12 protein-coding genes and 2 pseudogenes are annotated in these 12,841 nt (G+C 68.2%); 6 read left to right on the forward strand and 8 right to left on the reverse strand.

Annotated features, from left to right (window positions below):
* Positions 1 to 426 precede the first annotated feature (426 nt).
* Complete coding sequence (locus EDD90_RS53520) at positions 427 to 654, forward strand: hypothetical protein (RefSeq protein WP_123982621.1); 228 nt, start codon at positions 427 to 429, stop codon at positions 652 to 654.
* Here the strand turns inward: EDD90_RS53520 and EDD90_RS53525 are convergent.
* The 3 genes and pseudogenes from EDD90_RS53525 to EDD90_RS53540 all read right to left on the reverse strand — a co-directional run bounded on the left by EDD90_RS53525 (position 651) and on the right by EDD90_RS53540 (position 3,287).
* Positions 651 to 1,049 (reverse strand): hypothetical protein, encoded by a 399-nt coding sequence (locus EDD90_RS53525; protein WP_185148978.1) that lies wholly within the window; start codon positions 1,047 to 1,049, stop codon positions 651 to 653. The genes EDD90_RS53520 and EDD90_RS53525 overlap by 4 nt on opposite strands.
* A pseudogene (locus EDD90_RS53530) lies at positions 1,046 to 1,900 on the reverse strand (IS5 family transposase). The gene EDD90_RS53525 and the pseudogene EDD90_RS53530 overlap by 4 nt, the downstream one beginning before the upstream one ends.
* Before the next feature lie 784 nt (positions 1,901 to 2,684).
* Positions 2,685 to 3,287 carry a hypothetical protein gene (locus EDD90_RS53540; RefSeq protein ID WP_123982623.1) on the reverse strand — a complete coding sequence of 201 codons (603 nt, stop codon included), beginning with the start codon at positions 3,285 to 3,287 and terminating at the stop codon, positions 2,685 to 2,687.
* A 188-nt stretch (positions 3,288 to 3,475) separates the two neighbouring features.
* On the opposite strand from EDD90_RS53540, the gene EDD90_RS53545 reads away from it, so the two are divergent.
* Positions 3,476 to 4,114 (forward strand): hypothetical protein, encoded by a 639-nt coding sequence (locus EDD90_RS53545; RefSeq protein WP_123982625.1) that lies wholly within the window; start codon positions 3,476 to 3,478, stop codon positions 4,112 to 4,114.
* A gap of 391 nt (positions 4,115 to 4,505) precedes the next feature.
* Here EDD90_RS53545 and EDD90_RS59380 read toward each other — a convergent pair.
* Positions 4,506 to 4,742: pseudogene (locus tag EDD90_RS59380) on the reverse strand (transposase); the annotation flags it as partial.
* A 454-nt stretch (positions 4,743 to 5,196) separates the two neighbouring features.
* On the opposite strand from EDD90_RS59380, the gene EDD90_RS53560 reads away from it, so the two are divergent.
* Positions 5,197 to 5,736, forward strand: a complete 540-nt coding sequence (locus tag EDD90_RS53560; RefSeq protein WP_123982627.1) for a hypothetical protein — start codon at positions 5,197 to 5,199, stop codon at positions 5,734 to 5,736.
* 76 nt (positions 5,737 to 5,812) lie between these two features.
* Positions 5,813 to 6,088: a hypothetical protein gene (locus EDD90_RS53565; protein ID WP_185149725.1), complete on the forward strand. Its 276-nt coding sequence runs from the start codon at positions 5,813 to 5,815 to the stop codon at positions 6,086 to 6,088.
* 63 nt (positions 6,089 to 6,151) lie between these two features.
* Here the strand turns inward: EDD90_RS53565 and EDD90_RS53570 are convergent, their stop codons facing one another.
* Entirely contained in the window at positions 6,152 to 6,559 is a 408-nt protein-coding gene (locus EDD90_RS53570) for a (2Fe-2S) ferredoxin domain-containing protein (RefSeq protein WP_123982629.1), read from the reverse strand.
* Positions 6,556 to 8,535 carry a heavy metal translocating P-type ATPase gene (locus EDD90_RS53575; RefSeq protein ID WP_123982631.1) on the reverse strand — a complete coding sequence of 660 codons (1,980 nt, stop codon included), beginning with the start codon at positions 8,533 to 8,535 and terminating at the stop codon, positions 6,556 to 6,558. Before EDD90_RS53575 ends, EDD90_RS53570 begins: the two co-directional genes overlap by 4 nt.
* A 96-nt stretch (positions 8,536 to 8,631) precedes the next feature.
* On the opposite strand from EDD90_RS53575, the gene EDD90_RS53580 reads away from it, so the two are divergent.
* Both EDD90_RS53580 and EDD90_RS56215 read left to right on the forward strand, forming a co-directional pair.
* Positions 8,632 to 9,024 carry a metalloregulator ArsR/SmtB family transcription factor gene (locus EDD90_RS53580; RefSeq protein WP_123982633.1) on the forward strand — a complete coding sequence of 131 codons (393 nt, stop codon included), beginning with the start codon at positions 8,632 to 8,634 and terminating at the stop codon, positions 9,022 to 9,024.
* A 653-nt stretch (positions 9,025 to 9,677) separates the two neighbouring features.
* The gene (locus tag EDD90_RS56215; RefSeq protein ID WP_185149726.1) at positions 9,678 to 9,983 is read left to right on the forward strand and encodes a hypothetical protein; all 306 of its coding nucleotides are present in this window, start codon (positions 9,678 to 9,680) and stop codon (positions 9,981 to 9,983) included.
* 143 nt (positions 9,984 to 10,126) lie between these two features.
* On the opposite strand, the gene EDD90_RS53590 is transcribed toward EDD90_RS56215, so the two are convergent.
* Both EDD90_RS53590 and katG read right to left on the reverse strand, forming a co-directional pair.
* Complete coding sequence (locus EDD90_RS53590; RefSeq protein ID WP_123982637.1) at positions 10,127 to 10,576, reverse strand: hypothetical protein; 450 nt, start codon at positions 10,574 to 10,576, stop codon at positions 10,127 to 10,129.
* 28 nt (positions 10,577 to 10,604) lie between these two features.
* Positions 10,605 to 12,839 (reverse strand): catalase/peroxidase HPI, encoded by a 2,235-nt coding sequence (gene katG, locus EDD90_RS53595; RefSeq protein ID WP_123982638.1) that lies wholly within the window; start codon positions 12,837 to 12,839, stop codon positions 10,605 to 10,607.
* Between the last annotated feature and the right edge of the window lie 2 nt (positions 12,840 to 12,841).

A 12,841-nucleotide genomic window follows, 5' to 3' on the forward strand; every position in this document is an offset into this window, starting at 1 on the left:
GGACGCCGGTCCGCCCTGGCGGCGAACCGGCTTTCTCCGCCCTGCCCCGCAGGAGCTTCGTTTCCTCCCCGGCCTGAAGGCCGGGGTATCCACGAAGGAAGGCCCCGATGACCGGCTGGTGACGGAGGCCGAATACCGCCAACGCATCCAGCGCCATCGTCCCAGCTCACTGCCGCCGCTGATCGCCGCAGCGGCAGCCCGCTACGGCGCACCTGAGCAGCCACAGCCCTGGCTGAGAAGCCCGTCGACGAAGTACACACCCTGGGCTCTGGCGGCACGGACGAACCCACGGTCCGCCTCCGGGACTTCATGATGCGCCTGGGTGGAGGGCAGGGAGCCTGGCAAGCCGCGGAGTTCAACAGTCTCGCCCGTACCGCAGCGCTGTACCCACACGCCCCGTTTCCCGAACATCGGCAACCCCGCTGCATGGTCCCGGGCTGGGACACCGAGTTGTTCGGCTGCCCGCTACCCAACTACGTCGGCACCACGCAACTGCTCCGGGGATGCGCGCTGTTCAACGCAGGGCGGTTCGATCCCGCGATCGTCGACGGCCCCGACGGGGCAAAGTTCAACCGAGCGATCAGCCGGGAGACGGTCCTGAGTGTGATCGAACGGCGCTTCGCCACCGACGTGGCTTCCGTCAGTGGACGTTAAGTCCGTTTCTGGTAGCGGCCTCGCCCGGGTTGGGTGAGGAAGCCTTGGCGGGTGAGGCGTCCGAGGCGAGCACGGGTGACGTTGACCGATGCCTCGTCGGTGGGCATGCCGAGGAGTTCGTGCAGCTCACGGGCTCGGAACTCCTGGTCGGGGTGTTGGTTGAAGGCGTTCACGATGGCCTGGTAGGCGGAGTTCGTTTCGGGCTGCTCGGGTTCATCTCTGGCCGGGGTGAGTTCGGCGATGACCTTCCGGGTAGTGACCAGGTCCGCGAGTCGTGCTTCGGTCTCGGCCAGGGTGGCGGTCAAGTGCTCGATCTGGTCGCGTAGTTCACCGGCTCGTGCTGCGGTCCGGTCGTGCTGGGCCTGGAGGCCTGCCAGGAGCTCGATGATGTTCACGCTGCCAGTCCGAGGGTGTCGCGCCAGGCCGGACTCGGCGTGGTGAGGCGGCGGGTCATGTTCGCGATGGACGCCCAGTAGACGCGCGAAGCCGAGGCGTCGGGGCGGTGGTCGTACTCGCGGGCCAGGCGGCGGTGCAGCATCAACGTGCCGTTGACCTGCTCCACGATCCACCTTTTCGGCTGTGGGACGAAGCCTTTGCCCTGGTCAGCAGGGTTGCGGCGGACGACCTCGACGTCGATGTCCAACAGGGCGCCATGGATGACGACGTGGTCCTTGAAGCCCTGGTCGACCAGGGCCTTCTCCAGGCGCATCCCGCATTTCTCGGCGGCCTGGTCGAGCAGGGCGGTGCCGGCGGCGTTGTCATGCGCGGAGGCGGCCAGCACGACAACCCCGATGATCAGCCCCAGAACATCCACGGCCAGCCCCCGCTTGCGGCCCGAGACCTTCTTGTTCGCGTCCAGTCCCGTCGTGATCTTCGGGACACCCGCCGCCGCACGGACGGACTGGGTGTCGATGATCACGAGGGACAGGTCCTCTCATCGCCGGGCCCTCTCCCGTACTTGGCAGCGCAAGAGCTCCTGGACCCGCTGGTCAAGGCCGTCCTCGCGCCACAGGCCGAAGTAGTAGAACACCGCCGACCAGGCAGGCAGGTCATGGGGCAGATACCGCCACTGGCAGCCCGTCCGGTTCTGACAGAAGATCGCGTTCACCACCTCCCGCAGGTCGCAGGACCCGGGGTCCCCGGTCGCCGACCGCGCCACCCTCTCCCGCTTCCAGGCCGTGACCATCGGCTCGATCAACAGCCACTGCTCGTCCGATAAGTCGCTGGGGTACGGCTCTCGCTCCATGCCCCGCATCTCAACATGGACATGCCCAACATGCGGCCCGCGAGACGACCAGTCCCACGATCGAGCGATCACGAACCCAGGAAGATCGGACTTAACGTCCACTCAGAGGGTGTTTAGTGATGATTGGTAAGGATGTGTCCACTTTAAGGTCTGCGGCTTTCGTGAGGCTTTGACCTGTAGGAGCGCATTCGCGCGCTCCGAGGTGGCGATCGGACCGCCCGTTTGGTTCGCACGTGCCGCTCAAGTTCCGTCTGGTTTAGCAATGGGATGGAAGACCCCTACCAGTAGAGATCTTCCAGGTATTTCATGCCATGACATTGGCAATAAAGTCAGGCAAAGTGCTGCAAAACGGTCGATGCGAATCAACATCAAACGCCCACTCAGAAGGTCCAGTGGATGAACGTATGCCTGGGCGTGCACAGGTGCGACCTGTGTCGTGAGGAGGACGCCCCGGAGGGAAACGGGGAAGTTCGGATTCCGGGCAAGCCCGGCATCGCCTATGCCGCTCCCTCCCTCATCACTCACTACGTCACCGACCATGGCTACTGCCCGCCACAGGTCTTCATCGATGCCGTTCTCGCTGTCGATGTGGACGAGTGGGCCTCGATACGATAGCCCGACGTTCCCTTTCCCTGGGTGCCCGACAGCGCGGAACGCATGCTGGACTAGGGCTGGCCGGCCCTCAAGGATGTAGCCAGAGCCGAATATCGACTGGGCCTACCTATATGCCATCTGCCCGGCACGGTTCTCGGCCGTGTCGGGCAGATGGTGCGTACGGCGGGACTCAGGCCCGGACGCGGTCTTCGCGTTGTCGGCGCAGGAGCAGGCCTGCGGGCCGCCACAGGGCGAAGGCCAGGCCGAGGACGAGCGGGATCTGCAGGAACTGCTGGATCACCGGAGGCCCGGGCCTGTCCCCCCGGCCGAGCGGGGCACTGCCCTGCGGATCGACAGTCACCGTATAAGTGCCGCCTACCACCCAGTTCCAGCCCATGAGCCCGTTCTCCTCGAACGGAGCCAGCGGCGGGCCGTCGACAACGGTGACCGTGTAGCGGTGGACGCCCGGATCCATGCCGTCGCCGGCGGACCACTGAATCTGTCGGACCCTGACGTGTTCGGTACGCCCGTGCTGGTGCAGTGCCTGCTGATCCAGCTCCAGGTTCTGCAGGATCAGCACCCCGAAGAGGCACACCGCACACAGCAGCCACCGGAGGTCCAAGTACCAGCACACGCACAGGAACACGCAGCCGAGGAGGATCGCCAGCGCGCACAGCGCGTTGATCCACTGGGCGTGCGCGACGAAGGCCGTGCGCTCGATCAGACGCACGATCGCCCACAGCGCCAACGCCGCGCCGTTGCTTGCGGCGCCCACCAGCACACGTCGGCCCACGCGTATCCGCCTTGTGCGTACTCCCTCCACGCTCAACCTCACCACCGTTCTTGATGAAACCGCTGCCTGGGTGGTGCGCGCGTTCCAATGTATGGATTGTTCAACGATCCTTCAATAGGATGGTTGAACATCCAGCCGTCACCTTCGCGGACGCGGAAGGGCGGCAACCAACCGAAGGGCTGTAGGAGATGAGGCGGCATCAGTTCGAACAGGTCGACGACCACGGGCGGATCCTGTTCAGCGACGACCCCGCGCTGCGGCTCGGGCGCGTGCTGATGGTTCTGGACACCGCGGAAGGCACGGTCACCCTCGATCACATGCGGACACGTCACATGCCCACTGCCCTCTTCGAGTTCCGTCGCGCCGTGGGCGTGGGCGACTTCGGGTTCGTCATGCCGATGGGAGCCTCGCTCGACGACATGCCCGAGGAACCGCAGATCGAAGGCGCCATCCTGTTCGGCATGAGGCGCCTGCCGCCCGAGTTCTCCGACCTGCGCCTGATCCCTGGATGGGAGCTGCACGAGATACCCGATGAACAGCCAAAACTGGATCAGTGCCTCGGGTACACCTACTCCCGGCTGGAACTGCGGACGCCCGACGGTGAGATCTACTCCCGGACCTGGGTCGCGCACGACCCCGAGTGGGCGGCCGCCGCCCTGCGTCACGGCTACGTCGTGTGCCTGTGCGGCGTGGAACTGGGGATCCGCGCACCGTATGCGATGACCGACGCGCAGCACACCCCGCGCATGCGCTACGCGGCCTTCCGCCGCGGATGCGCGGTGGGTCTGACAGTGGGCGGATTCGTCGCCTACGTCGACCACCGCTGACGCGCAACACCGAGCCGGCATCCATCGAGTACGAACCGGGCCGCGACGCGGCGTCCGAGCAGGCCCTGCGGACGATGCGGTTCACCTGGTACGGGATGCCGGCGGCGCCCCCTTGCGAAGATCGAAGCAGTGCAGTCGGCGTATAGGTGCGGCACTGCGGTCGGCGTATAAGTGCTTGGGACGGCGCAGTGGCTGGCCGCATTTGCCGCGGATCGGCGGGACAGTTTGGATAAGCGGGATCAAGTTGGGTGACGTCGTTGCGGTGGCCGCCGGTGGTGATCGCCGCGAGCCAGATGCCACGTGCCTCGACAATCAGGTGGTGCCTGCTGCCGACCTCGCCCCGGTCAACCGGGGACGGACCGGTGGCCGGCCCGCCCTGCTGGCTCTGCCGGACCCCGGCCTCATTCCAGTCCCGCAGCCGTCGCCAGCAGGTCATCCCCGAGCCGAAGCCCAGTTCCTGGGGCAGAAACTCCCAGCGGATCCCGGTGTACAGCACGAACAGGATCCCGCACGGCACCTTGCGACTGTCCAGACTCTCACGCCCTGGACGCCGCGGATTACGCGGGACGACCGACAGCAGCGGCTCTATGCGCGCCCACAACTCGTCTTCGGTCTCCCAGGCCCTCACAGTGGTCTTCCTCGTCTCGACTGGCTCGCACCCCCTTCGGCCAGCATCAACGAGAACTGACACACCGTTAGGTCTTCTTGTCGGGCCTGTTCAGGAGCATGTTGGGTGTGTGAACGCACATGAAGTGACCCGAGTCCGGGCGGCGTTGGCGTTCTTCGTCGCTGGTGTGTTCGCCTCCGTGCCGCGGAAGGACCAACGGGCCAAGGGCGACTGCTACACGCTTGCGTCAGATGCTCACTCCTGACACCAGACCCCGCCCAACAGGCACGGCTCGTCGAAATCCGCGACAACCTCATCGCCCGCATCGCCGAGGCGGAGCGCGAGGGCTGGCTCGGCGAGGTCGAAGGTCTGCGGGTTAGCCTGGCCGACGCCGAGGACAAGCTCGGTCAGATCAACCGACGGGCACAGACGGCCCCCACCAGCCTCGGCATGCCTACGACCAGGAGCACGGACCGTGAGTAGCGACGCAGGCCGAGATGACACCGGGCGCGATCCGAGCACGTGGACACTCGACCAGCTGCAGACGTTCATCCAGAACGCCCGTGGTCAGCAGCTTGAGTCAGCACGCGTCGTGGCGCAGGGACATGCCTACGACTCCGCCCACCCACAAGAGGCCCGCCGCCAGTGGGCGAAGCTGTCGTTGCTCGCCAACCGGCTCATGCTCGCCGACGGCGAGGGACACACGACGCGGGTAACCCAGCAGGACTTCATGCTCCGGATGTGGGTGATCGACAGGCTGGGTCCGGACGACACGGACTCCGACTGGAGCCCCGACGCGCTGGCGGCCGACACGCTTGACGCACTGACGATCACGCCCGCACAGGCTGCCGCCCTCGCCGACGGATGGCGCGACCTGGCCATCGAGCAGATCTGCCAGCTTCGGTCGCACAAGAACCTGACGGCCCATCTGGAGACACTGCTCGGCTACCTGGCAGCTGGACGGACCCGCGATCAACTCTTGGCCTGGACCTCTACCCGCCGGTTGCTGCCCTGAGCGGCCAGCCAGAACCAGGGCATCCCAACTGCCGGGTCTCAATGCGAAGTCCAGAGAAGCCAGCATCCGCTGCTCCATGCCCCGGCCCGATCCCGCCCAGCGCCCGCGCCTGACCGAGATCCGCGAGAATCTCGTCGCCAGGACCGCCGAAACCGAGCGGGAGGGCTGGCTCGGCGAGATCGAGGGCCTGCGCGTCAGCCTCGCCGGCGCGGAAGCCAAGATCGGCCAGATCGATTCGGCGGCGCCCGCCGGGGCCGGTCCTCCTGGGGCTGCAGACGCCCCGGTCCACCCGGCGCGCGTGAACGGCACCGGGCGGGGCCAGGGAGAACGGCATCTCGGGTCAAGACAGTGATCCGAGATGGCCAGCCCGATTCGGACGGGGATCATCTTCTTTACGACAGGTGCGGTACGGGAGTCATGCGTCGTGGAGTTCGGCCTGGACGCGGCGGGAGGGGCGGAAGGTGTAGAGGTCGAGGATGTCGGGCGGGTCGGTGAGGCCGGGACCGCCGTCCTTGATCCAGGTGGTGATGTCGGTGGTGGCGTCGGGGTCGTTGACGAGGCCGAGCCAGACGGGGCGGCCGCCGTTCTTGCGGCCTTCGGCGGAGGGCTGGACGACGATGACGTTGGCGCGTTCGCAGGCGTCGAGGCAGTCGGTAACGCGTACGGTCGCCGTGCCGTCGAGAGCCTGGCGGAGGTCGCGGAGCTGGGCGGTGTGGTCGAGGCCGGAGACCTTGGGTGTGCCGCAGCAGCAGCCGCGGCAGACGGTGACGGTGGGCCGTGCGGCTCCGGGGACGGGGGCGGCACGGCGGGTGCGTTTGCTCATGCGGTGTCCTTGGTGAGTCGGGGCCAGGCGGCCTCGCGGAGCAGGCGCAGGCCGTTGAGGCCGACGATGACGGTGGAGCCCTCGTGGCCGGCGACACCGAGGGGCAGGGGCAGGGTGCCGATCAGGTCCCAGGCGACCAGGACGGCAATGAAGGCCCCGGCGATGACCAGGTTCTGGATGACGAGGCGGCGTGCGGTACGGGAGAGCTGCACGATCGAGGGGATGGTGACGAGCTCGTCGCGGACGACCACGGCGTCGGCGGTCTCCAGGGCGAGGTCGGAGCCGGCCTTGCCCATCGCGATACCGGAGTGCGCGGCGGCCAGCGCGGGGGCGTCGTTGACGCCGTCGCCCACGACCAGGACCTTGCACCCCTGGGCTTCCCACTCCTTGACGGCCCTCACCTTGTCCTGGGGCAGCAGCCCGGCATGGACCTCGGTGATGCCTACCTCGGCGGCCAGGTGCCTTGCGGCGCGTTCGTTGTCGCCGGTCAGCAGGATGGGGGTGCGGCCGGTCAGGCGAGTGAGGGCGGCGACGGTGGCTGCCGCGTCCGGCCGCAGCCGGTCCGCGATGCCCAGCACGCCCACCGGCGCCTGGTCGCGCAGGACGACAACCGCGGTCCGGCCTGCCTCCTCCAGCTCGGCCACCACCGCCCGGTGCGGCTGGTGATCGGCACCGGCCGGCAGCCGCGCCGGGGCGCCGACCGTGACGGTGTGGCCGTCGACGGTGGCGGTGACACCCTGGCCGGGGGCGGAGGTGAAGTCTTCGGCATCGGTCAGGAGCAGGCCGCGTTTGCGGGCGGCGGTGACCACGGCCCGGGCGAGCGGGTGCTCGCTGGGGTGCTCGGCGGACGCCGCCAGCGCGAGGAGTGAGTCCTCGTCCAGGCCGCTGCCGGGCAGGGGGCGCAGGTCGGTGACGTGGGGGGTGCCTTCGGTGAGGGTGCCGGTCTTGTCCATGGCGACGGTGTCGATCTGGCCGAGGCGCTCCATGACGACGGCGGATTTGGCGAGTACACCGCGGCGGCCGGCGTTGGCGATGGCGGACAGCAGCGGCGGCATGGTGGAGAGCACCACCGCGCAGGGCGAGGCCACGATCATGAACGTCATGGCCCGCAGCAGCGCCGGCTGCAGGCTGTCGGTGAAGGCGAGCGGGATGGCGAAGACGGCGAGGGTCGCGAGGACCATGCCGATCGAGTAGCGCTGCTCGATCTTCTCGATGAACAGTTGTGTGGGGGCCTTGGTCTCGGACGCTTCCTCGACCATCTTCACGATGCGGGCGATCACCGAGTCCGACGGGTCGCGCTCGACGCGTACCCGCAGGGCGCCGGTGCCGTTGACGGTGCCGGCGAACACCTCGTCCCCTGCCTGCTTGGCCACCGGCAGCGGCTCGCCGGTGATGGTGGCCTGGTCCACGTCACTGGCCCCGTCGAGGACCCGGCCGTCCGCGCCGACCCGCTCGCCCGGCCGAACCCAGATCGTGTCCCCGACCGACAGCTGTTCGGTGTCCACCGTCTCCTCGGTGCCGTCCGGCCGGAGCCGGGTCGCGGTGGCGGGGGCGAGGTCGAGCAGGCCGCGCACGGAGTCGGCGGTGCGGGCGGTGGCGACGGCTTCCAGGGCGCCGGAGGTGGCGAAGATGACGATCAGCAGCGCACCGTCGAGGACCTGGCCGATCGCGGCGGCCCCGAGGGCGGCGACGACCATCAGCAGGTCCACGTCCAGCATCTTGTCCTTCAGGGCCTTCAAGCCCTCCCAGCCCGGCTCCCACCCGCCGGTGACATACGTGGCGGCGAACAGGGTGCCCCACAGCCACGCCGGGCCCTCCAGCAGGTGGACCGGCAGGGCCAGCAGGAACAGCACCAGCGCCGCCAGCGCCCACCGGGCCTCCGGCAGCGCCAGGAGACGGGTGCGGCGCCGGGGCGGAACTGGCCGCCGGGCGCCGGCGGGCGGTACGGACCGCTGCTGGTCCAGGACAGAAGACATGACAAAACAACCCTTCACGGGCGGAACAACTGCAACACCTTCACCGTACAGGAACATATGAACAGGTCTTCAAGTGTCACCGGTATGATGAGGAGTATGGGCCACGGACGCGACACCATCACCAGCAGTGCCAGCACCCGCGAACGCCTCGACGCCGTCGGCACCACCGATGTCGCCGCCACCCTCCAGGCCCTCGCCACGCCCTCCCGGCTCTACATCCTGGCCCGCCTCCAGGAAGGCCCCTGCGCGGTCGGAGACCTTGCCGAAGCCGTCGGCATGGAAGCCTCCGCCTGCTCCCACCAACTCCGGCTCCTGCGCAACCTCGGCCTCGTCACCGGCGAGCGACAGGGCCGTTCCATCGTCTACTCGCTCTACGACAACCACGTCGCCGAACTCCTCGACCAGGCCCTCTACCATGTCGAGCACCTGCGCCTGGGTCTGCACGACACCCCGGCCGACGCGGCCGCCTCGGCCGGCGCCGGGCGCTAAAACGCGGCAACAGATCCGGCGACCTGCGGCATTCCGTACGAAACGGGCTCGATGCAAGTCCACATGCCGCACCACCTGACCGGCACCGGGCCTCGCCGAGGAACCGATGACGCACGCCCGGGCATGGGCCATCGGGTTCGGCGCTGCGGTCCCGTCAGCGTTTGAGGATTTCCTCGACCTTGTCGGCCACGCGCTCGGACTGAATGCCACAGCCCTTGGCAACACGGCATACGACGGCGCCGACCGGCGCATCAGAGGCCTGCTGGAGACCTCCCGGGTCAAGTTCCGCGCCGACTGTCCAGCCGCCCCTTCCCGGCCCCGGCCCCGGCCCCGAAGAGCTCAGCGCACTCGGCGGCCGACTCGCCCCCGCCGCTGTCGCACAGGATCGGATCGGAAGGTTCAACGCACGCCACACGCCCGTCGGCCGGGATGCGAATCCTGCGCTGCCCAACTCCTTTCCTGGGCACGTGCTTTCGGCCAGTTACAGCGGGCCGGAGTGGAATGCAGCGGCTCCTACGGAGCCGCCCTCACCCGCTGTCTGCCCCATGAGGGCATCACGGTCACCGAGGTCAACCAGCCCCAGGCCGCGTCCCCGTGGCGATCCCCGGCCACGAAAATCTTGCCAGGGCCAGCAGAACGCCGTACACCGACAGATGACGACACTCGCGCTCACCGACCGGGGCACTGGCGCGGGCACGGTCCGCTTCGCCAACGCGGCCGCGGGGATCTGCCCCGTCTTCGGGGGCGACGTCACCGTCGCCCCGCTCGCCTCGCCGGGTCCGGCGGCCGGACGGCTGCGTACACCCGTACACGCCGGCGCGCAGGTGACGGAGCCGCCGCTGCGGATCACCCTGCCCGCGCAGAACCTGGCCGGGGGCACGGCTGGGCCACCTGGCGTTCGCCGCGCACGCCGAGGCCTGCGGCGCGCCGCCGGTCGTGTCTCCTCTTGCACCCCTTGAAGGGGATCGTCGAAAGTGACCGGCGTTACTCCTCGGCTCAGTAAGTGGGGAGGTTGAGTGAGCTCCGGGCCAGGGAGGGGATTCGGGGCCGCCCGCTCGTGCGGCGTCAGGGCCGTGGCGGAACCCTCACGCAGACAGGGCGGTCAGCCCGTTGCCGAACAGTTCACGGGCGTGACGGTTGGGTGACCGGTCATGGTCTGAGTGCACCGTCGATGACGGCCCAGCTCGACCAGTCCTTCCCCGGACTCTGCTGCCAGCGGTGGACGATGGCGCCCGCCGTTGACACCGAAGAGTTCGAGCCGCCCGTCCGGGTTGGCCTGGGCCGCGACCTGGCGGAGTTCACCGTCGAACTGGTTCCAGTCCGACCAGGCGCCGCCCAGGGTCCACTGCCACATGTTGAACACCTGTCCTGCGGCGTTGGTACCGAAGATCTCAAGCCGGCCGTCCCCATCACGGGCCGCAGGGGTGGTGGGACGAGGACCGCGCCACTCAACAAGCAGATCAGCTGTTTGTCGCACCTTGTCGTTGACTACTCGCTTTGTCACCGGGGGGGGCACGATCCGGGTCAGCCAACGCATGACCAGCGCCGGCATGCGTCGGCTGAGCCGAGGAAGTGTGGCTTCAGGTCACGTCGAACCGGTCTAGGTCCATGACTTTTGCCCAGGCTGCTGCGAAGTCGTGGACGAACTTCTCCTTGGCATCGTCGGCTGCGTATACCTCGGCGAGGGCCCGCAGTTCGGGATTGGAGCCGAAGATCAGGTCGGCGCGGGTGGCGGTCCACCTGGTCTGTCCCGTGGCCGCGTCAGAGCCCTCGAAGGCGGTGGTGTCGCCAGCAGCCAGTGGCTTCCATGTGGTGGCCTGATCGAGCAGGTTGACGAAGAAGTCGTTGGTCAGGGTGCCTCGCCGGGTGGTGAGGACGCCGGCCGATGGCGATTGATGGTGGTTGGCTCCCAGCACACGCAGTCCCCCGACGAGGACTGTCATCTCGCTCGCGCTGAGCTTGAGCAGGTTGGCCTTGTCGACCAGGAGGTACTCGGCGGTCAGACGGTTGCTCTTGCCGAGGTAGTTGCGGAAGCCGTCTGCGGACGGTTCCAGCGGGGCGAAGGCCTCGACGTCGGTCTGCTCTTGAAGGGCGTCGGCGCGCCCCGGGGTGAACGGTACCTGGACCTCGATGCCGCCGTCCTTGGCCGCCTTCTCGATCGCGGCACCGCCGGCGAGCACGATCAGGTCGGCCAGCGAGACCTGCTTGCCGCCACTGTGCGCGACGTTGAAGGAACGCTGGATGCCCTCCAGCGCGCGCAGTACGCGCGCCAGCTGGTCCGGCTCATTGGCCTCCCAGCCGCTTTGCGGTTCCAGGCGGATGCGGGCGCCATTGGCACCGCCGCGCTTGTCGCTGCCCCGGAACGACGCGGCCGAGGACCAGGCGGTGGAGACCAGCTCGGACACCGACAGGCCGGAGGCGAGGACCTGCTCCTTGAGAGCAGCGATGTCTGTGTCGTCGATCAGCGGGTGGTCCACGGCGGGTAGCGGGTCCTGCCAGATCAGCATCTCGCTGGGGACCTCGGGGCCGAGGTAGCGGACGATCGGACCCATGTCGCGGTGGGTCAGCTTGAACCACGCGCGGGCGAAGGCGTCCGCGAACTCCTCGGGGTTGTCCTTGAACCGTCGGCAGATGGGTTCGTAGATCGGGTCGAAGCGCAGTGCCAAGTCCGTGGTCAGCATGTTCGGTGCGTGGCGCTTGGTGGGGTCGTGCGCATCGGGCACGGTGTCGGCGCCGGCACCGTCCTTCGGTCGCCACTGGTTGGCGCCGGCCGGGCTCTGGGTGAGTTCCCACTCGTAGCCGAAGAGGATCTCGAAGAAGGAGTTGTCCCAGGTCGTCGGTGTGTCGGTCCAGGTGACCTCGATGCCACTCGTGATCGTGTCGTCGCCGCTGCCCGTCCCCAGGGAGTTCTTCCAGCCCAGGCCCATCTGCTCGATGGGCGCAGCCTCCGGTGCGGGGCCGACGTGGTCCGAATGCCCGGCGCCATGGGTCTTTCCGAAGGTGTGGCCGCCGGCGATGAGGGCGACGGTCTCCTCGTCGTTCATCGCCATCCGGCGGAACGTCTCGCGGATGTCGCGGGCTGCAGCGATCGGGTCCGGGTTGCCGTTGGGGCCCTCCGGATTGACGTAGATCAGGCCCATCTGCGTGGCACCGAGGGGCTGCTCCAGCTTGCGGTCGCCGGTGTAGCGCTCGTCGCCGAGCCAGGTGGTCTCCGGGCCCCAGTAGACGTCTTCGTCGGACTCCCAGGCGTCTTCACGGCCGCCGCCGAAGCCGAAGGTGTGAAAACCCATGGTCTCCAGGGCCACGTTGCCGGAGAGGATCATCAGGTCGGCCCAGGACAGGCTCTTGCCGTACTTCTGCTTGACCGGCCACAGCAGGCGGCGGGCCTTGTCCAGGCTGGCGTTGTCCGGCCAGCTGTTGATCGGAGCGAAGCGCTGCTGGCCCGCGCCCGCGCCGCCGCGGCCGTCGCTGATGCGGTAGGTGCCGGCGCTGTGCCAGGCCATGCGGATGATGAGCGGGCCATAGTGCCCGAAGTCGGCCGGCCACCAGTCCTGCGAAGTGGTGAGCACCTCGGCGATGTCCCGCTTGACCGCGGGCAGGTCCAGGGAACCGAAGGCCTTCGCGTAGTTGAAGTCCTCGCCGTAGGGGTTCGCGGAGGTGTTCTTGGAGAGCATCTTCAGGTTCAGCCGGTCCGGCCACCACTGACGATTTCCCCCGCCCTGAGCCGGGTAGGGCGCCTGGCCGTTCACGACAGGGCAGCGGGATGCTTCGTCGGTCTTGGGGTCGACGACTGTTGCTTCGTCATTCTCGGACATGA

The organism is Streptomyces sp. Ag109_O5-1, assembly GCF_003814875.1.
Taxonomy (GTDB): Bacteria; Actinomycetota; Actinomycetes; order Streptomycetales; family Streptomycetaceae; genus Streptomyces; species Streptomyces sasae.

Excerpts from the sequence above, each read along its gene's own strand:
- EDD90_RS56215 (WP_185149726.1), top strand. The coding sequence starts at position 9,678 with ATGACGACACTCGCGCTCACCGACCGGGGCACTGGCGCGGGCACGGTC.
- katG (WP_123982638.1), bottom strand. The coding sequence starts at position 12,839 with ATGTCCGAGAATGACGAAGCAACAGTCGTCGACCCCAAGACCGACGAA.
- EDD90_RS53570 (WP_123982629.1), bottom strand. The coding sequence starts at position 6,559 with ATGAGCAAACGCACCCGCCGTGCCGCCCCCGTCCCCGGAGCCGCACGG.
- EDD90_RS53565 (WP_185149725.1), top strand. The coding sequence starts at position 5,813 with ATGCCCCGGCCCGATCCCGCCCAGCGCCCGCGCCTGACCGAGATCCGC.
- EDD90_RS53590 (WP_123982637.1), bottom strand. The coding sequence starts at position 10,576 with ATGCCGGCGCTGGTCATGCGTTGGCTGACCCGGATCGTGCCCCCCCCG.
- EDD90_RS53545 (WP_123982625.1), top strand. The coding sequence starts at position 3,476 with ATGAGGCGGCATCAGTTCGAACAGGTCGACGACCACGGGCGGATCCTG.
- EDD90_RS53575 (WP_123982631.1), bottom strand. The coding sequence starts at position 8,535 with ATGTCTTCTGTCCTGGACCAGCAGCGGTCCGTACCGCCCGCCGGCGCC.
- EDD90_RS53520 (WP_123982621.1), top strand. The coding sequence starts at position 427 with ATGGTCCCGGGCTGGGACACCGAGTTGTTCGGCTGCCCGCTACCCAAC.
- EDD90_RS53580 (WP_123982633.1), top strand. The coding sequence starts at position 8,632 with ATGGGCCACGGACGCGACACCATCACCAGCAGTGCCAGCACCCGCGAA.